The sequence below is a fragment of the Gottfriedia sp. NPDC057991 genome, from assembly GCF_042886615.1.
Taxonomy (GTDB): domain Bacteria; phylum Bacillota; class Bacilli; order Bacillales; family Bacillaceae_G; genus Gottfriedia.
Genome location: NZ_JBHVQN010000001.1, coordinates 626,694 through 645,748, shown reverse-complemented (window position 1 = coordinate 645,748; position 19,055 = coordinate 626,694). Strand labels below are relative to the sequence as shown.

Sequence of the window (19,055 nt, the reverse complement as noted above, 5' to 3'; positions counted from 1 at the left end):
CCTCCTAGATATTGTTCATTAATTGAAACATAGGAAACAGGATGGCTATATACAGTGATAGAATACTTGATGAAATTAGGATTAATATAATCGGCTGAATGATCCTTATCGATCGGTGAAAGTAAGCTTCAATACTCTCCTTTAAATAATCAGCATAATCAGCAAGTTCTTTACTAAGAGTACTATTGTTCATACCATGTTCAATCACAAATATAATATCCTTATGAAATGCACGTTCATTTTTAAATGCTTCCTGCATAGAAATTCCATTTAAAATTTGATTGTAAAAAACTACTGCTTTTTCTTTTATAAATGTCCTACTATCATTATTCTGCATCGTTTTTAGAGCATCAACTATGGGATATCCAGCATGTAATAATATACTTAACTGCATTGAAAATTCATAAGTATTCATTGTAATTAAATACTTACTAACTAACGGAATTTGAATTAATTTATCCATCCGTTCGATTGAATTTAATTTTTTAATTGCAAATAAGTATCCATAAGCAATCAATCCGATTAAGAAAAAAGAAGAAAATATAATTGAAGGTAATCTTTTTATAACTTGTAGATAGATGAAAATAAAGGAATTCTGATTGGAATGGAATGTAGAAAATAGCATTTCATATTGAGGAATGATTATATTTCTAAACAAAAATAAAATTAGCAACAATATTGTGATTAAAAAAATAGGATACCCCATGATTTTTCTTATGTAAGCTCTATGTTGAATCTTTTTTGTAAGCATAAAACTGCCTTCACCTAGCGCTAAGGACAAATCACCATGCTTTTCTGCATAATACAAGTAAACGAGTACATCTTGATGAAGACCAAGAATTTTAGCAAAATCGATAAATGATCTTCCTTCCACCAAAGCTATGTTAGCTTTATGAATGATTTCTTTTAGGTCATCTGGGAATTGAATCGTTAAAAATTCAATTGCTTGAATTAGAGGATAACCTTTTTGTAAAAGTTCTCCTAATATTTTTAATAGCTTAGCTTGTTCAATATAAGTTAATTTTCTTTTATTTAAAAATTTACCCATAGATCATACTTCGGTCCAAATGTTTGTTATCAATAAAACCTAAGGCATATCCCTTAATGAGTTGACTATTTAATGTAGATAATTGTACTTCTTCTTGAATCCCTCTAAATTCATTAATAACCGAATTTAAAGCATTACCATAAAGCAATTCATATACCCCTAATCTTCTGTGACTTCGATTAACAAAACAATTTGGTTTACATTCACCTTCACAAAAACGGCATTTTATTGGAACTAATCTTTGAGAAACGATTGCAACCATTGCCTGAAATAATTCCTCTTTTGGAATTCCAAGCTCTAACATTCGATATAATGCACCTTTTGTGTTGTTAGAATGAATTGTCGTTAAAACTAAATGACCGGTCAATGCTGCCCGGACGGCAATTTTCGCAGTCTCTTCATCCCTAATCTCTCCTACCATTACTATATCTGGATCAGATCGAAGAATAGCTTTTAATCCTGTTGCATATGTTAAGCCTGCTTTTTCATTAACTTGAACTTGAAAATATTCATCAGATTTCCTTTCAATCGGATCCTCTAAAGTGATAATATTTCTTGTTATGTCTTTTTTTGCTGACTGTAATAATGAATACAGAGTTGTCGTTTTCCCGCAGCCTGTTGGTCCTGTAAACATCATTAGCCCATGTGAATGATGTAATAAAGACAAAAGCTTACGAGTTGTAGATGGGAATAAGGAAAGACTTTCTATTGGAGCGATTTTTTGTTGGGGATGAATACGAATAACCATAGATTCATCAATAATCGTTGGTAAAGTCGCCAAACGAAGTGATAATAAAATTCCATTAATGTTAACAACTAAAATTCCAGTCTGTGGCCGTCTAATTTCTCCTATATCCATACTTCCTAAAAATTTTAAATGCATGATGATTCTCTTAGACTTCTCCTTATTTATTCGTTGAATAAGTTTTAACTCACCATCAACACGAAAAAAAATTTGTACATCATCCTTTTTTGGTAACAAATGTATATCCGATGCTCCAAAATAGCATGCTTTTTTTAAAAGTTCTTCCACCATTTTTTCTACTGATACCATTTTTCTTCCCCCTTTCTATACGAGCAATTATATTTCTGTTTCCCTCTTCTATCAAATCATGATATTTATGAAACCGAACGAAAATATTAAATTTAGCTAAACTTTTTTGACAAACTAAAGGTAATTTACCTAAATAACATACAAGAAAATCAAAAATATATCGTAAAACAAAAAGTATGTTTTCAAATCAATGTATAGAAAATCATTAAATAAGAAAAATAATATCAGATATAGTTAATTTCATTATCTCTTGAATCATTTTATAATTGTATTAATACATTGTTTACAATTGTAACTTTCTTATTTTATAATAATGAATGGGTAGAAATTTTTTATGGGGGGATTTAGGATGGATCGAATGTTCCGCGTTCTAGGATTCTGGACAGCAATATTTACGGTAATGTTCTTTGTTGGACATATGTCAGCAGCTGCACTTATTTTCGCATGTCAAACAGCATTTTTCGTAGTATTAGGCTATCTAAAGCTTTCTGAGCGTATGTACATCTATATCTTTGGCGCATACTTAACTGTGTTCTTTATTGGATTTACATATTATAGTACTTTCTTATTAGTACCAGGCTTTAGTGAATAATAGAAAAACCAGTCATATGACTGGTTTTTTTATTTGTATTCATTTAATGAAATCAATTCATTCAACTTTGTATGATCGTTTGTTGACATACCTTTTGTTTGTAATAGCCATTGAAATGAATCGCTTATTCCCCCTGGCATAATTAATGATTGCACAGCTCTATTTTGTTTATATTCACTTGAAAATGGATTTGATTGAGCATGCGGAATAAGCCAATTTAATATACCAAAATCTAATATTGCATCTCTTTGGCTAGAAAAGTATAGATTTTTGATATAATTCTGTAATCCGAGCTTTTTTAATTCATCCCAGTGAATATGAGTTGTAATGTCCATATGCCCTAAATTCTCTAGTATATTTGATTTCATTTCATGCTTGTAATACCCGCGCAAACTTCCCTTAATTCGATGGGGTGCATCCCATTCTTCCCTAGTAAAACCATAATCAACAGTTAAAATGATTCCTTTACTAATTTTCGATTGTAAAAGATCATAAACTTTTTCCATACCAACAGGAATTTCAACTCTTTGCCCATTTTTTCCTACAAAATTGTATCTACTTAAAAAATCACTGATTTCATTATCTTGTATTTTAACAAGATTTTCTTTCAGATTATTTAGTTCATCGATTAAAATTACTACCTCATGCCATTCGTTTTGATTAAATTCAACTACTCGAACAGGTAAAGCATCAAACAATTCGTTTGAAAATACCATTCCATTATTAATTTGCTCGATTTCTAATATATTTGAGAAGTATTTACAATTCAAATGGTTCGACAATAATTCTTTTTGTAATTTACGATGATATTGACTTGCATCAACCATATAGTAAGTTAAATTATGATATATTTCGGGTTCTTTTTTTTCACAGTACGAAAGAAAGGATGATGCGAATCTGCCATTTCCACCACCAACTTCAACAAAAAAAGGTTCGATTAGCTTATTCTTAACAAAACGACAAAATGAAGCTGCAATGACTTCTCCATATACTGAACCAACTGAGCTTGAAGTATAGAAATCACCTTTTCGTCCAATTTTTTCATTTTCCATTTGATAATAACCTTTTTCAAGATCATAAAGCACTAATGAAATAAATTGTTCGTATGTAATAAAACCTTCTATGCTATTATTTATCGCATTAATAATTATGTTTTTCATCATATTACCTTATTATAAAAATGGATTATGTCTTTTCTCATCACCAATCGTTGTAGTTTCTCCATGACCACTACATACAACGACATCATCAGGTAAAGAAAGAAGCTTACCTTTTATACTTTTGATCAACTGGTCATGATCCCCACCAGGTAAATCAGTTCGTCCAATGCTTCCTTCAAATAATGCATCACCAGAAAAAACTGTCTTTATTTCTTTACAATAAAATGAAACACTTCCCGGTGAATGACCTGGAGTTTCAAAAATTGAAAATAAGAAACGACCAATTTCCATTTTGCCTTCTTTTTCAATTAAGTGATCTGCTTCCCTTGCAAAAATTGACTGATTTCTCATAAATAATTCAGAACCATTTTTTTGTCCATCAGTTAACCAATCTGCTTCATATTTATGAATATAAACGGGTATATTATATTCATCACGTACATCATCAACAGCCCCAATATGATCAAAATGGGCGTGTGTTAAAAGAATAGCTAATGGCTTTAATTTATTTTCTTCAATAATATTAAAGATTACATCCGCTTCTTCGCCCGGATCAAAAATTACTGCTTCATTCATATCATTATTTAAGATATAGCAATTAGTTTGTAATGGACCTAATGGTAATTGAAAAACATTCATATTCATACCCTGCTTTCTTTTTTAATCTATATAATACTATATCATAATTTTGTTTCAGCACTTAATTTCAAATAGACAATTGTTCACAAAAGTTTTACAATAATAATGATGTGATAGCAAACAGGGGTTGCTTGACGAAATTTATAGGGGGTTTACAATGGGTACAGTTATTATTTTTATACTAGTAGCTATTCTAAGTGTTCCTGCTTTATTAGGATCATTAAAGAAGAAGAACTTTTTAGCCGTTTTTTGGTCTGGCGCTACATTAGTTTTATTTGGTTGGTTTGCCATTATGACAATTTTACATAACGGTTATCCACCAGCGCACTTATAATATTTATTTCTTTATGTAACGGACTATTTTCTACCTTTAGAAAACATGTTACTTAAATAAAAAAGCTGACAAAATTGTCAGCTTTTTTATTTTGTGAATAATTGGTTTTCTAAATTAAATAATGACGCTAACAGTATTGGGAACGTCTCTGAAAAAATGGATTCAAACATAGAGAGTGGCAATGGATTGATTCCTTTCCCCAATTCAAGTGTAAAACCTGGTTTCCTAAATTCTTGTATATACCAATCCTTATAACCTGCATGGCTATCAATTGTTTTTACTGCCTTATAGGGACTGATACTAGAAAAATAATTTGCATAGACTTCTGAGATAGGCAGTTCAAGATTGTCATACCCCCAATAAAATTCTTTACCTTGAGTATGCAAAGCCAAAATAAGATCAAACTTCCTTTCGATTGCTAAATTACTCATTGCAATTGTTTCTGGTTCAGTTAATGGTGCATCCCCCGGGAAGTCTCTAGGAGAGAATGTTTTTTGTTTCTTTCTTTCTTTTTCAAACTCCCAATTTGCAGGAAATTGATTGTTTAAATCAACTCCTCTAATATTCGCTTTCCATCCAGTAAAACCGTCATTTCCTTCGTTAATTTTGTGAACAAATTCCATATAATCACTTTGTTCAACAGCTTCATTTATAACTAAATTTACCCCATCAGGATTAACCATTGGAACAATCGACAAGGTATTTTCACTAAATAAAGCTAATAATTCTTTATGAAATGGCAACTCCTCAGTTGTTAAGGTGTTACATATCCAATAAAGCATTTTCATGATTACACAGGTTGTAATCCATTCATTTGCATGAAACGAACCATTCCAATGTACCTTTCTATTTCCATTTCCAATTTGAATCTCATATATAGGTTGATTTAATACGCTCCGCCCAATTGTATTTAAACGAAGAAAAGAAAATTCTTGAACTAATAAACTAATATCTTTCGAAAGTTCATTAAAATCGTATCTTCTTGGATGAAAGGATAAAGGTCGATTGTTTTTATACAAAATTTTCACCTCATCAGTTATTTTCTAGTTAATTGTATGTAATTAAAATAAAGAAAAGCACTTTCGTTTAGGAAGTGCTTTATTTAGCGTTTTAACATTGTCATATTGAATTATTAAAGCTTCGTGAATCTCGACTCCTATGGGATAAGCGGGAAGGCTGAGACCCCACAGGCTTGCCGAGGAGGCTCAAGAATCTCGCCCCATGGAAAGCGATCATCCTGCAATGGAAATCAACATCACTCTACTTCTTTTACGATAATTTGATCATTAATTGACAAGATTGTTTTCAATAATGTAAAAAAGCACTCCCATTCAGGAAGTGCTTCTCATGTTTATTCAAACTTCGTATCAGCTTTTTTATATTTAACTTCATAGAAACGAAGTAAATCTTTATAAATAATTGAGTTTGAATACTCAAGTGATTTATTAGCTTTTGCTAAGTCTTCTTTAGGTGGTTTTTGACCTTTTAATTCTTCACCAGTATTCGGATCATACATCTTCTCACCAGTGTAAATATATTTATCAGTAACAATGGTTCCATCACGGAAAACTACAAAGTTTTTGTGTTTAGGAGAGAAAATATCATTACCAAAGTTGATCGATGTTTTATTTGGGTCTTCACCTAATAAGTTTAAAATTGTAGGTTTAACATCAATTTGACCTGCAACTTTATGAACTGTTTCACCTTTAGTTTGTCCAGGTAAGTGGATAAAGAAAGGTACTTTTTGTAATTTAACATGTTCTGCAGGTGTAATGTCTTGTCCTAATACTTCACTCATTGCACGGTTATGGTTTTCAGAAATACCATAGTGGTCACCATACATAACAATGATTGTATTGTTATATAAACCTTTTGCTTTCATTTCTTCAATGAAATGCTTAATTGATTCATCTAAATAACGTACTGTTGTTACATAATTATCAACAGTTTGGTCTCCAGTTTTTAAACGTGGAATCATTAAATCCTCATCATTTAATTCGAATGGATAATGGTTAGTAAGTGTAATCATACGGTTGTAGAACGGTTTTGGTTCTGCTACCATTTTGTCTACTGCTTGTTCAACGAAATATTTATCTTTTAGTCCCCAGCCAATTGAAGTAGCTGCAGATACTTTAAAGTCAACTTCATTATAATAGCGATCGTAACCTAGACTTGGATACATCATATCTCGGTTCCAGAACGATTTATTATTTGAATGCATTACTGAAGTGTAATAATTTTGATCCTGTTTAAGAATCGCTGGTGTAGCAGTAAACGTATTACTACTGTTTGTAAAGTATACAGCACCACGATCTAATGGGAATAAACTATTATCAATTAAGAATTCAGCATCAGATGTTTTACCTTGTCCAGTTTGGTGGTAAAAATTATCAAAATAATAACTTTCTTTCGTAAATTTATTTAAGAAAGGAGTTATTTCTTGTCCATTAATTTTTCGTCCAATTACGAAATTTTGTAATGATTCTAATGAAACTACAACAACGTTTTTACCTTTATATTTACCATGTAATTGTGCATTCACACCTGTATCGTTAGCACGAATAAAGTTTTCGATTCCTGCTAATTGACTATCATCAGCCATCGCTTTTTGAGCAGATGTTTTTGATTGAATAACCATATCATATAAATGGTAATTGTATAATCCTAAGAATTTAACAATGTATTCTCTATCAAATGAACGCGTTAATAATTGTGGACGTTCAGTTTCTGCTAAACCAAGGTTAACTAAGAAAATAGCAACCGCTACTAAGAAATAAGCTGTTCTAGCTTTCCCTTTAATGTTACCAGTAGTAAAGAATTTTTTACCCCAGAAATAATTAACTGCAATTAAGATAAAAATATCTGAAAAGGCTAAGATTGTTTTATAGCTGATCATTGCTTTAACACTTGAACCTAGATCACCAAAGTTTCGTGTCATAAATAAAACTGGGATCGTTACGAAATCGTCAAAGAATGAATAATAAGCCGTATCGGCTACTAATATAAAGGACATGATAATAGTAATCCAAATAACTGCTCTATTTCGTTTTGGTCCTTTTGCAAAAAGAGATATACCTATAAATATTAATAATGAAGATATAGGAGCAATTATTAAAATAAATTCTTGCATTGAATTTTCAATTTCTAAATCAAAATAAAATTGGCTTAGAATCGTTGCTTTAATCCATAAAAGGAATACAGCAAGTAACGGGAATCCAAAGTTTTTAATAAACTTTTTCCACATATTCTGTTCCTCCTCTTGTTAAGACTATTAATCTATTTTATCTAATATAAAAACAATGTTTGGCATTTCACATATCTATTTTATTGGCATTTTAATACCAAGAATTTTTGAAATGATTCATACAATTATTAGCTACTAATGTATGGATCAAAAAAATTTTATCTGACGTACCTTAGGTTTTTTTCTAACGTCATTCAATTTATCATAAACTAGTTCCGTCGTCAAATAACTAATTTTTTTTTCAATTCAATACAATAAACATAATAAGGCACTTCAATTAGAAGCACCTTAAATTTAAGTTAAATTTCATTAGTAATAAATTTTTTTACTAAATATGCAGCTCCAATTGCTCCTGCATCGTTCCCTAACTTGGCAATTGAAAGTTTTGTCGAATCACGCACTGTAGTAAAAGCAAATTCGTCAAAATATTTCTTTAGTGGTCTTAATAGCAAATCACCTGCATTTGATACTCCGCCACCAATAATGATATTTTCAGGATTTAATGTATTTCCAACTCCGGCTAAAACTAAAGCAAGATATTTCATTACATGATTAACGATTTCTTCTGCAACTTCATCTCCATTTGAATAAGCTTCAAAAACATCCTTTGCTGTTAATGGCGAATCATTCGACATTTCTTTTAAAACTGTCTCTTTTGTCGTATTTTGTAACTTCTCATTTGCTATTCTTGCAATTCCTGTAGCTGAAGAAATTGTTTCTAAGCATCCCGTTTTTCCACAGTTACATAATACTCCATTTTCAAGTTGTACTGTTATATGGCCAATTTCACCTGCAGATCCACTAATTCCATGCGCAACATCACCATTTACAATTACGCCTCCGCCGACTCCTGTACCAAGTGTGACCATTACTACATCTTTTGCTCCATTCCCAGCACCTTTCCACATTTCGCCAACAGCTGCTATATTTGCATCATTATCAACGATTACTGGAATACCTGATTCTTTTTCGAGAATTTCCTTTAATGGATAGTTAACCCACCCTAAATTTACTGCTGCAAATATAAGTCCATCTTCTAATCGAACCGAACCTGGAGCTCCAATACCGATTCCAGCGATATCTTCTTTTGTTTTATCCATCTGATTAAGTTTTTCTTCAATTGCAATGGTAATTGTTTTAGGAATATGCTTACCACTATCAGATTTATCAGTTGGTACTTCCCACTTATCGATGAATTCCCCGTTATTTGTTAATAATGCTAATTTAATGCTTGTACCACCTAAATCTACACCTACAATCATTTTAGACATTATGCCTTCTCCCTTCGCAGTGAAATCGTTTGCAATAGATTCTAAAAAAAAACGATTTCTTCAAACCGTTTTATTTTTTACTTGATCCATTTCTTTCTTTAATATCATAGTAGCAATTTGTAAATCTTTACTTTCGAGTATATTCGCTAAAAATAATTCTTTTAGCTCATCTTGCATTAACATTAAGTCAGCTAATCGATCACCTGTATAAATAAAGGTGCCATAACTCTTTAGAAATTGTTGAATATCATATACGGATTTCATACTTAACTCCTATTATTTTATCTTTCTAAACATGTAATAAGTATAAGTTGGAAACGATTACTCGTCAATGTGAGATACCAAACAAACTATTAATTTTATGGGCATTTATAATTATTTTTTAGGCTTCATTACTTCCTCTAAAGCTAAATCATGTTTATAGAGATATGTAGCGTATTTTATTCCGATATATCTTATATGCCATGGTTCATAATTGTATTCTGTAATCTTTACTTTGTCCTCTGGATAACGAATGATAAATCCAAATTCATGTGCATGGTCTGCAAGCCAAGTTCCTTCTTTCGTTTCTCCAAATGCTTGTTCAAGCTTGTTACCGAAGTTTGGAGATGATACATCTATTGATAATCCAGTTTGATGTTCACTTGTACCAGGAACAGCACTAAAAGATTGCGTCCAATCTGCACCATGAATTTGTACATAATAATTATACAAGCTTTTTTGTCGATCAAAAGAGCGATATGCTGAAACTGGAGTAAGCTTTATGCCATCTTTTTCTGCTCTTTCAAATAATTTTTCTAAAGCATGAGCTGCCTCTTTCCTCATTAATGTCTTATCTTTGTTTACACCATGTAAAGGAACAATCGGATAAACTAAATCCGGTGGCTCATACCCATCTGGTAGCTTTCTTTCTTTATTAACTAATACTAAATTAGATGTAGGATTCTTTACAGCTAATAATCCATCCTCAACTTCTACTGCTGTATCATCGTAACTAGGAAATTTCAGCGATGTCTTCTGATTATTGAAGTAATTTTGATTTCTAAAAAATAGAGCTAGTCCAATAATAATTATGATAAATATTATTAAAACCCATGCGTACTTACCATTTATCTTTTTCAAAATTACCTCCTTAACATCTTTTTGTTACTTTAACAATATTAAAAAATGGCTTATTTTTCAAATAATCTATACACTAAGACCTCTTTCAATTAGAAAGAGGTCTTAGTTTTACAAGCTAAAAATAGGTTCCATCGTTTTTCTTAATGTGTCTACGGAGTTTTTAAACTGACGTTGCTCTAATTCATTTAAATCTAGTTCAATGATTTGTCGAATTCCACCACGATTAATTACTGCTGGAACGCCAATATATAGATCATGTTCTCCATATTGTCCATCTAAATATGCAGAAACCGTAATAATACTATTTTCATTTTTTAGAATCGCTTTTGTTAATCTAACTAAGCCCATTCCAATTCCATAGTATGTTGCACCTTTTTTCTTTATAATGTGATATGCAGCATCTCGTGTATTTAAAAAGATTTCATCAAGCTCTCTTTGACTGTATTGTGGATTTTTCTTTAATACGTGGTGTACTGGTGATGTACCAACAGTTGTTGTCGACCAAACTGGTAGTTCACTATCGCCATGTTCACCGATAATATAACCATGAATATTTCTTGCATCAACATTAAAATAATCACCCAGCATATATCTAAAACGTGCAGTATCTAAACTTGTACCAGAACCGATTACCCTTTCTTTAGGTAATCCTGAATATTTCCAAGTCGCATAAGTTAAAATATCTACTGGATTTGTAGCAATTAAAAAGATACCGTCAAATCCTGAAGCCATAATATCTCCAACGATTCCTTTAAAAATAGCGCAATTTTTTGCAACTAGATCTAACCGAGTCTCTCCTGGTTTTTGAGCTGCTCCAGCTGTAATGACGACTAAACTTGCATCTTTACAATCACTGTAATCTCCAGCCCAAATTTTTGTTCTAGAATCTACAAAAGGTAGACAATGGCTTAAATCCATTGCGTCTCCTTCCGCTTTATCCTTATTTAAATCAATCATAACTAATTCTTCCGCAACACCTTTATTTAACATACCAAAAGCATAGCTAGCTCCAACTGCGCCTGTTCCGATAAGTGCGACACGATTTACTTCTTTGTGTAACATAATATCCACCTCATTTGTGTTATAAAAGTGTAAGTAATTGGGACTTCTATATTATATATGTAAATCCGCTCAAAGTTTGTGAAACTTTTTACAAAATTGTTACAATTTCAGTCGCACACAAATTCATTGTGTACAAATTTGGTTTACCAATAAGACTCTAATTAAGTCTTACTTATTTTCAAACAAATCGTGTCACATTATGCACTTATTAAATCGCTTTTATGATTCTTGATTCTGTTAAAACCAACGGCATTTTAATGTCATGTTTTTCTGTCGGTAGTTCATCAATGATTTGGATGTCATAAGCTAAGGCTAAGAGTTGTTTATTATAATCTTCTAAGTAGCGGTCATAATAACCACCACCATATCCTAGTCGTTCACCATTTTTTGTATATGCTACGCCAGGAACAATTATTAAATCAATAAATTCTTTCCTTATTTTATCGCATTTTTCTTCAATTGGTTCCTGTATTCCAAAATAGCCCTTCTTTAAATCATCAAATGAATTGATTTTGTAAAAATGCATTTCTCTAGTTTCATGGTTGCATTTAGGTACAACAACTGATTTATTCATTTTCCAGCAAGTAGTTATTAAATACTTAGTATTTATTTCATGCTCCATTGGCATTGTTGTTGCTATTATATTTGCATTCTTCATTTGTTCTGTACTAAATAATTTTTCGATAATTTGTTTTGACTTTTCGTCTCTGTCCGATAATGAAACATTTTTCAAGTTTTTCATCATAGAATTTCTAATTTCTTTTTTTTCCATAATAATGTCCTCCTTAAGTCAGGATCAAGTTTTCAAGAGTTTAATAAAATGTATTCTAATTTAAATTATAAGTATTTAAATATAAAAAAAACAGTAGGAAAATTCCTACTGTTTACTTTGTTTCGCGATGAACTGTAACTTTTTTAAGTCTTGGGCAATATTTTTTAAGCTCAAGACGGTCTGGGTTATTACGTTTATTTTTAGTAGTGATGTAGTTACGATCTCCGCATTCTGTACATGCTAATGTAATATTTACGCGCATTTTATTTTCCCTCCTGACATAGTGACATAATCAGACTTGTATATAATAACATTCTTTCGCGATAATTTCCATAGTTTTTATTGATTCAATGTATTTCTTTTGAAATTTTTTTTATTGAATTATGTACAAACTTATTCTCATAATTCAGAGTATATTTTTGAAACACAGCTTGATGATGTAATACACTACCTTGATCGATTCGTATATTAGAACTAATCGACACATAAGGGCCAATTACACAGTTCTCTTCAATCGTAACATCATTCCCAATAATAACGGGAGAAACAATCTTAACATTATTATTTATCGTTACATGCTCACCTAAAAAGATTCTCGGTAATATTTGAACAGCAGGAATAGGTAAGTTTAATTTCTCTTCAATCCAATCTACATTCAACTTTGCAAACCTTCTAGGTGTCCCATAATCAATCCAATAACCTTCTAAATGAAAAGCATTTAAACCTATATTATATTTTAACAATAAAGGAATCAGATCATTACTAATGTCAAAATAACGATTTTCTGGAATTTGAATTAATAATTCAGGGTTCATAATATAAATTCCAGTATTAACTAATTTACTAATTTCACTACCTTCATTCGGCTTTTCAATAAAATCGATTATTTGTCCATTTTTTACTTTTACATTTCCGTATGATCCACATTTATCAACTTGTTTTACAAACATAGAAAATTTACTTTTACTTTCAAAATGAGTTTTTAATGCATCTCTAATATCACCGTCAAATAAAATATCACCATTCACTAATAGAAAGGGTTCATTAAGAAAATGCTTAGACAGTCTTAAACAACCAGCTGAACCTAAACTTTTTTCTTCTATAATATAATCAATTGAAACATTTTTTAATTTCATTGCATTGATCGTCTCGATTATAGCTTGGGACATATAATGAAGCTGAATGATAAATTCATTAAACCCAAGTCTTGTTAAATGTAATATTAAATGCTCAATTGCCGCTCTATTTGCGATTGGTAATAGTGGCTTAGGAATGTTGTTAGTAATCGGTAAAAGCCTTTGACCATATCCTCCAGCTAAAATAACAACCTTCATTTATTACCACCTCAATATCTTCTACTAGTTAAAGAAGTATGCTTTATATTACACAAATATGACAAAAGGGCATTCAGGTAAATTTTGTCTGAACACCCTTTTAACATATTTTACTGTTATAAACAATCGTCTTATATTTATTGATTTAATAAATAATGTTTCCCTTTAACTAAATAATAAATATTCTCTGCAATATTTGTTGCATAATCTGCAATTCTTTCAAGATATCTGCAAATAAATGCCATTTGCATGATATTTGATACATGCTCAGGTGAATTTGCAATACTTGTCATTAGAGTTCTAACAGTTGTTCCATATAGTTCATCAACGATATCGTCAATTTCACCAATCTCTTTAGCAGCTTGTAAATCTTCTGTTCGGTATGCTTCTGTAGCTTTTGTTAACATTTCTAAGCCAAGTTCATGCATTTTTTCTATATTCTCTAATGGTAAGTTTTCTTGACGACTACGAATACGAATTGTCGATTTTGCAATATTTACTGCATAATCTGCAACTCGTTCAAGATCATGAGCAATCTTAATAGCCGTTAAATTTCTTCTTAAGTCGACAGCAACTGGTTGTTGTCTTGTAATAATCACTAAAATTAATTCATTCACTTCTTTTTCTAATTTATTGATGCGATCATCTTCATCAATTACTTCTAAAGCTAGTTCAATATTTTCAGTACGAAATGCCTCCATACTTTTAATGACCGCTTTTTTTGTTTTCTCAGCCAATTCGATAATCATTTCTTGTAATGATTTTAAGTCTGCTTCAAATTGATTTCTCATCTCTTTTCACCTGTTCCCTTCTATTATCCGAATCGTCCAGTAATGTAGTCTTCAGTACGTTTATCTTTAGGTGTTGAGAACAGTTTATTTGTATCTGAGAACTCAACTACTTCACCGCTTAAAAAGAAAGCAGTTTTATCAGAAACACGAGCAGCTTGTTGCATATTATGCGTAACAATAATAATACTAAAATCTTTCTTTAAATCATGAATTAACTCTTCAACTTTTAAAGTTGAAATAGGATCAAGTGCTGAAGTAGGCTCATCCATTAAAATAACATCTGGCTCAATCGCAAGACAGCGCGCGATACATAATCGTTGTTGTTGCCCTCCTGAAAGACCAAAGGCATTCTCATGTAAACGATCTTTAACTTCATCCCAAATTGCTGCGCCTTTTAAACTTTTTTCAACAATCTGGTTTAATGTAGCTTTATCTTTAATTCCATGTATTTTTGGTCCATATGCAACATTTTCCCAGATTGATTTAGGGAATACGTTTGGTTTTTGAAATACCATTCCTACGTGCGTTCTTAATTCCTGAACAGGATAGTATTTATCGAAAATATCTTGTTCGCGGTAAAGAATCTTCCCTTCTGTACGAACTGAAGGAACTAATTCAACCATACGATTTAACGTTTTTAAATAAGTCGATTTACCACATCCACTAGGTCCAATAATTGCAGTAACTTCATTCTCATAAATACTTAAATTTATATTTTTTAATGCTTTATCTTGTCCATACCATAAATTCAAATCTTGAGTATCATAAACAATTGATTTTTTTACGTTTGTATTTGTCTCTTCAATATCATCGTTTTTAATTGTATTCTCTCTATTTAATGTCATTGTCATAACTTTCGATCTCCTCTCATCCTAAAGGAAGCTTTCTATTTTTGATAGATAAAATATTAACTAAACAATAGATAAAATTTATAATCGTTTAAATTCAGTAATACGTTACATGAATAATCATATGCTCAAACTATTAAACCTGTTTTAACCGAATGTAAAGTTTATGTAAATAAGTTAAAGAAGGTGAAGGAAGGATGTAGAAAGGAGTTTTCCAAATAAAAAAGAGAAGGGTTTAACCCCTTCTCTTCTTATTGATTATTATTTTGAGTATTTTGAGTATCTTGAGTGTCTTGATTATCTATATTGTCTTTTGGTTCGTCATTATAAATTGATTGTCTTTCTTTTTTCAATTTAAAGTATTCATCCATAATATCTCGGCCAATGTATTTATTTACTGGCGCTTGGTCAGTTTGTAACCAAGGAACTACTACTACAAATGCAATTTCAGGATTGTCATATGGAGCATATCCCATCAATGTTTCATTATAAGTTTTTTGTGGCCCATTGTATTTTTTACGATCTGGACCATCGTAAAATGATTGGGCTGTACCTGTTTTACCCGCTATTTTATAGTCTACACCTATGAAGTATTTTCGAGCAGTACCACCAGTCTCGTTATATACTTTTATAAAACCTTGTTTAACATGATCGATGTATGATTGTTTCATATCAATACGATTTAATACTTTAGGCTTAATTTCTTGTTTAATGACACCAGTATCATCGCCGATTGAAGGTTGTCTCAATTCTTTCGCAACATGTGGTTGAATTCTGTAACCTCCATTTGCAATTGTAGAAACATATTGAGCTAATTGAAGTGGCGTATAAGTGTCATACTGCCCAATTGCCATATCTAGTAGGAAACCTGGGTTTTTGTCTACACCTTTAAATCCAATTGCTTCATTTGGTAAATCAATTCCAGTTTTAACACCAAGTCCGAATTGACTGAAACTGTTTCGGAATGTATCAAACGCTTTAACGTCGATATCTAAAGGCTTATTCTCTACGTAATGTGCATGTCCAATAGCCATTGCCGTTCTAAACATATAAACGTTTGATGAGTACTTTAATGCATCTAAATCATTAATCCATCCAAAGTTTTTATATGACGCTTTTACTGGTGTACCTGCAATTTTAATCGGTGTATCGAATTGCCTTTGTCCTGGAGTAATTGCCCCAGTTTGATAACCAGTTAAAAGAGTAGCACCTTTTACTGTTGAACCCATCTCATAAGATGAAGTAAGATTTCCAGTTGCGTAATCTACAACTTTATTTTTTCCTGTCTTTTTGTCTTTAACAATCTGCTTTCCTGACATTGCTAAAACTTCACCCGTATTCGGGTTAATCATCGTAACAAATGCACGGTCCAAATATCGACCATTTGACGTTGCTTTAGCTTTTAAAAGCTCTCTTTTTACAATTTCATCAACCTTACCTTGAAGTTCAATATCAATTGATAGCATTAAATCACTTCCAGGTTCCCCTTCTGTAATCACTTTCGTATCAACAACATTACCATTTGAATCAATAACATTTTGTGCCTTACCTTTTGTACCACGTAAAACATCTTCATATTGTTTTTCGATATAACTTTTTCCTACACGATCATTACGATCATAACCACGTGCTAAATAATAATCTACATTTTGAGCAGGTAAACCTTCTTTTTCAGAAGTAATATTACCTAAAATTGTTCGGAATGTATCACCATAAACATATTTTCTTTCCCAATTTGTCGTTACATCTACACCTGGAAGCTCATCCAAATGTTCACTAACTGTTGCATATTCTTTTTCAGTAACTCCCTCACTTTTAATCGTTTGTGGAGTTAGTGCATACCCAGCACTCATTTGCTTGTAAATTGCAAGTATTTGCAGGTCATTTGCATTAAATGAATTGATTTCATCTGCTGTAATTTTATCAAGCTGTAAATTATAGTAAGCTTTATTGTAAGAAGCGTCATCATCTTTATATTGAGCTTTTAGTGTTTTATCTTCTTCTTTTGATACTAGATTTTTTGCATCTTCAGGATTGGTTAATAACCAAAAATCTTTTCGATCTCGTTCAGTTATTTTATTAGTTGGCATCTTAAGATAACTTTTTAACTTTGTAGCCATTGTTAATAATTCACCTGAAGTTGTCCCTTTTTTTCTTGTATACGTAATTGTACGTAAAGGCGTATTATCTACGACAACCTTTCCGTAACGATCTAAAATTTTTCCCCTTGGTACAGCTTGATCGACAGTCATATTTTCTGTACGTTCTAATTCTAATTTATAGTCTTCACCTTTAACAATTTGTACGACACCTAATCTTAGAATTAAAAAAGAAAATAAGACAAACACAAGAAAAAATAGTGTATTTAGTCGTGTGGGTAATGTGATTTTATATTTCTTAGGCTTATTCATTTTCTCTCCTCTTTTTTCTACAATTACTAATTCTACATATTAATATTTTAATGATTTGGAAAAAGAATCACTGCTAAGTTTTTGACAATTTAGTGACAATACTTAAGCATGCTTATATTCTAATTTCCTCATTACGAAATAGACCAAAAAGTGTCCTGCACCAAATATACACATTAATAAAGGAATAACTTGTTCTGGTGGAAATAATTTAGTACATACAATGAAAACTGCAATTGAAAACATTCTACCACTATTTAAATACACTTCACGTATTACGATATATTCCACTCTATATTCCCTAGCCTTATACGATTTTCCTATTATATCATATGTTAAAGATAAGTAAGGTACTAAAATGATTGGATATGCCAAAGAAATTATTGCTCCATAAATTATTAATAATGGAAAAGTAACTTTAAAAGCGATTACAAAAACAGCGCTGAATAAAAGTAAACCACCAATAAAGATCGCTTTCATTCTAAAATTTTCTTTTATAATTCTTGTAACAATATAATAGGTAATAAAGCTAATTAACGATGTAATTAATCCATATTTCCCTAATGCGAATTCACTCCCTGTAGATAAGAAAATATAAATCGAAATAACAAACATAAAAATCCCTTCACGAATCCCTTGAAAGAAATTAGCATGTGTAACTTTTCGCCAATTTTCATTTAGTTTTCTTTCTAGAATGACACGCTTAATATTGAACTCACTATCAAGTTCCCTTTTAACTAAAAAACAACTTAAGACAACTGCACATACAAATAAAATGACTGCAGCGAGGAACACAAAATGATAACCTTTGTTTCCAATCATTGAAGAAATAACCGCTCCAGCTATAAAAGGGCCAAGCATTCCCGTAAAAGAATTAATTAGACCTAAAAAACCATTAAAAAATTGTCTAGTTTCTGGTTCTGTTACTTCAAATGTTAATAAATTAAACGCTAAATAATAACAGCCATTCCCAATACCTAAAATTGCTCCAATCATAATTGTTGCTAATAATGTTTTCGTTTCAAATAGTAAAACGACTATATAGAATACTGCCAAAAAAGAAATACCTACTCTTAAAATGACAACTCGATCGATTGTTTTAGCTAATCTACCTGTAATTATGAATGTAAGAGCTTGAAAAAACGCAATCGAAAATTGATACGAAGCAATTGGTAAATAATTATTTGATTGCTTCCATAAATAAACATTTACAAATGTGCTAGATAAAGCTGTCGCTAAAGTAAACAATCCACCAACACTCAGTAAAAGAATTAAGTCTTTATTTAAATCTACGTCACCTAATAAAAATTTCCACTTACTCATCATAAACTCTCCTTTGTCTCATGAACTAGTTTTCCGAGTAAATGAAAATTTAT

19 protein-coding genes are annotated in these 19,055 nt (G+C 31.1%); 2 read left to right on the top strand and 17 right to left on the bottom strand.

Annotated elements, in window-relative coordinates; genetic code table 11:
- Nucleotides 1–4 precede the first annotated feature (4 nt).
- Together comGB and comGA are read right to left on the bottom strand one after the other, a co-directional pair.
- Nucleotides 5–1,048: a competence type IV pilus assembly protein ComGB gene (comGB, locus tag ACFVR2_RS03150; protein ID WP_387358828.1), complete on the bottom strand. Its 1,044-nt coding sequence runs from the start codon at nucleotides 1,046–1,048 to the stop codon at nucleotides 5–7.
- Complete coding sequence (comGA, locus tag ACFVR2_RS03145) at nucleotides 1,041–2,102, bottom strand: competence type IV pilus ATPase ComGA (RefSeq protein WP_387358826.1); 1,062 nt, start codon at nucleotides 2,100–2,102, stop codon at nucleotides 1,041–1,043. Before comGA ends, comGB begins: the two co-directional genes overlap by 8 nt.
- 349 nt (nucleotides 2,103–2,451) lie before the next feature.
- Here comGA and ACFVR2_RS03140 point away from each other — a divergent pair, with 349 nt between their 5' ends.
- Nucleotides 2,452–2,694, top strand: coding sequence for a DUF2626 domain-containing protein (locus tag ACFVR2_RS03140; protein WP_056475051.1), 243 nt, complete (start codon nucleotides 2,452–2,454; stop codon nucleotides 2,692–2,694).
- A gap of 29 nt (nucleotides 2,695–2,723) precedes the next feature.
- Here ACFVR2_RS03140 and ACFVR2_RS03135 read toward each other — a convergent pair whose 3' ends face one another.
- Nucleotides 2,724–3,854, bottom strand: coding sequence for an SAM-dependent methyltransferase (locus ACFVR2_RS03135; protein WP_387358824.1), 1,131 nt, complete (start codon nucleotides 3,852–3,854; stop codon nucleotides 2,724–2,726).
- A gap of 12 nt (nucleotides 3,855–3,866) precedes the next feature.
- The gene (locus tag ACFVR2_RS03130) at nucleotides 3,867–4,493 is read right to left on the bottom strand and encodes an MBL fold metallo-hydrolase (RefSeq protein WP_387358822.1); all 627 of its coding nucleotides are present in this window, start codon (nucleotides 4,491–4,493) and stop codon (nucleotides 3,867–3,869) included.
- 157 nt (nucleotides 4,494–4,650) lie between these two features.
- Here ACFVR2_RS03130 and ACFVR2_RS03125 point away from each other — a divergent pair, with 157 nt between their 5' ends.
- Nucleotides 4,651–4,827 (top strand): DUF2759 domain-containing protein, encoded by a 177-nt coding sequence (locus ACFVR2_RS03125; protein WP_098428838.1) that lies wholly within the window; start codon nucleotides 4,651–4,653, stop codon nucleotides 4,825–4,827.
- An 86-nt stretch (nucleotides 4,828–4,913) separates the two neighbouring features.
- On the opposite strand, the gene ACFVR2_RS03120 is transcribed toward ACFVR2_RS03125, so the two are convergent.
- The 13 genes from ACFVR2_RS03120 to ACFVR2_RS03060 all read right to left on the bottom strand — a co-directional run bounded on the left by ACFVR2_RS03120 (nucleotide 4,914) and on the right by ACFVR2_RS03060 (nucleotide 19,002).
- Nucleotides 4,914–5,846, bottom strand: a complete 933-nt coding sequence (locus ACFVR2_RS03120) for a M14 family metallopeptidase (RefSeq protein ID WP_387358820.1) — start codon at nucleotides 5,844–5,846, stop codon at nucleotides 4,914–4,916.
- A gap of 332 nt (nucleotides 5,847–6,178) precedes the next feature.
- On the bottom strand, nucleotides 6,179–8,071 hold the full coding sequence (locus tag ACFVR2_RS03115) for an LTA synthase family protein (RefSeq protein ID WP_387358818.1): 1,893 nt from the start codon (nucleotides 8,069–8,071) through the stop codon (nucleotides 6,179–6,181).
- Between the two features lie 299 nt (nucleotides 8,072–8,370).
- A complete protein-coding gene (locus ACFVR2_RS03110) occupies nucleotides 8,371–9,345 on the bottom strand; it encodes an ROK family glucokinase (protein ID WP_387360433.1) in 975 nt (324 codons plus the stop codon).
- Between the two features lie 57 nt (nucleotides 9,346–9,402).
- Entirely contained in the window at nucleotides 9,403–9,606 is a 204-nt protein-coding gene (locus tag ACFVR2_RS03105; RefSeq protein WP_335408122.1) for a YqgQ family protein, read from the bottom strand.
- Between the two features lie 111 nt (nucleotides 9,607–9,717).
- A complete protein-coding gene (locus tag ACFVR2_RS03100) occupies nucleotides 9,718–10,464 on the bottom strand; it encodes a M15 family metallopeptidase (protein ID WP_387358816.1) in 747 nt (248 codons plus the stop codon).
- Between the two features lie 108 nt (nucleotides 10,465–10,572).
- A complete protein-coding gene (locus ACFVR2_RS03095) occupies nucleotides 10,573–11,526 on the bottom strand; it encodes an L-lactate dehydrogenase (protein ID WP_387358814.1) in 954 nt (317 codons plus the stop codon).
- A gap of 208 nt (nucleotides 11,527–11,734) precedes the next feature.
- A complete protein-coding gene (locus ACFVR2_RS03090) occupies nucleotides 11,735–12,298 on the bottom strand; it encodes a 5-formyltetrahydrofolate cyclo-ligase (protein ID WP_387358812.1) in 564 nt (187 codons plus the stop codon).
- Nucleotides 12,299–12,410: 112 nt separating this feature from the next.
- Entirely contained in the window at nucleotides 12,411–12,560 is a 150-nt protein-coding gene (gene rpmG / locus ACFVR2_RS03085; RefSeq protein WP_056475024.1) for a 50S ribosomal protein L33, read from the bottom strand.
- A gap of 85 nt (nucleotides 12,561–12,645) precedes the next feature.
- A complete protein-coding gene (locus ACFVR2_RS03080; RefSeq protein WP_387358810.1) occupies nucleotides 12,646–13,632 on the bottom strand; it encodes a nucleotidyltransferase family protein in 987 nt (328 codons plus the stop codon).
- Between the two features lie 137 nt (nucleotides 13,633–13,769).
- Entirely contained in the window at nucleotides 13,770–14,423 is a 654-nt protein-coding gene (gene phoU / locus ACFVR2_RS03075) for a phosphate signaling complex protein PhoU (protein ID WP_387358808.1), read from the bottom strand.
- A gap of 23 nt (nucleotides 14,424–14,446) precedes the next feature.
- Nucleotides 14,447–15,274: a phosphate ABC transporter ATP-binding protein PstB gene (gene pstB / locus ACFVR2_RS03070; RefSeq protein ID WP_387358806.1), complete on the bottom strand. Its 828-nt coding sequence runs from the start codon at nucleotides 15,272–15,274 to the stop codon at nucleotides 14,447–14,449.
- Between the two features lie 248 nt (nucleotides 15,275–15,522).
- Nucleotides 15,523–17,682, bottom strand: coding sequence for a peptidoglycan D,D-transpeptidase FtsI family protein (locus tag ACFVR2_RS03065; RefSeq protein ID WP_387358804.1), 2,160 nt, complete (start codon nucleotides 17,680–17,682; stop codon nucleotides 15,523–15,525).
- Between the two features lie 102 nt (nucleotides 17,683–17,784).
- Complete coding sequence (locus tag ACFVR2_RS03060) at nucleotides 17,785–19,002, bottom strand: MFS transporter (protein ID WP_387358802.1); 1,218 nt, start codon at nucleotides 19,000–19,002, stop codon at nucleotides 17,785–17,787.
- Nucleotides 19,003–19,055 lie beyond the last annotated feature (53 nt).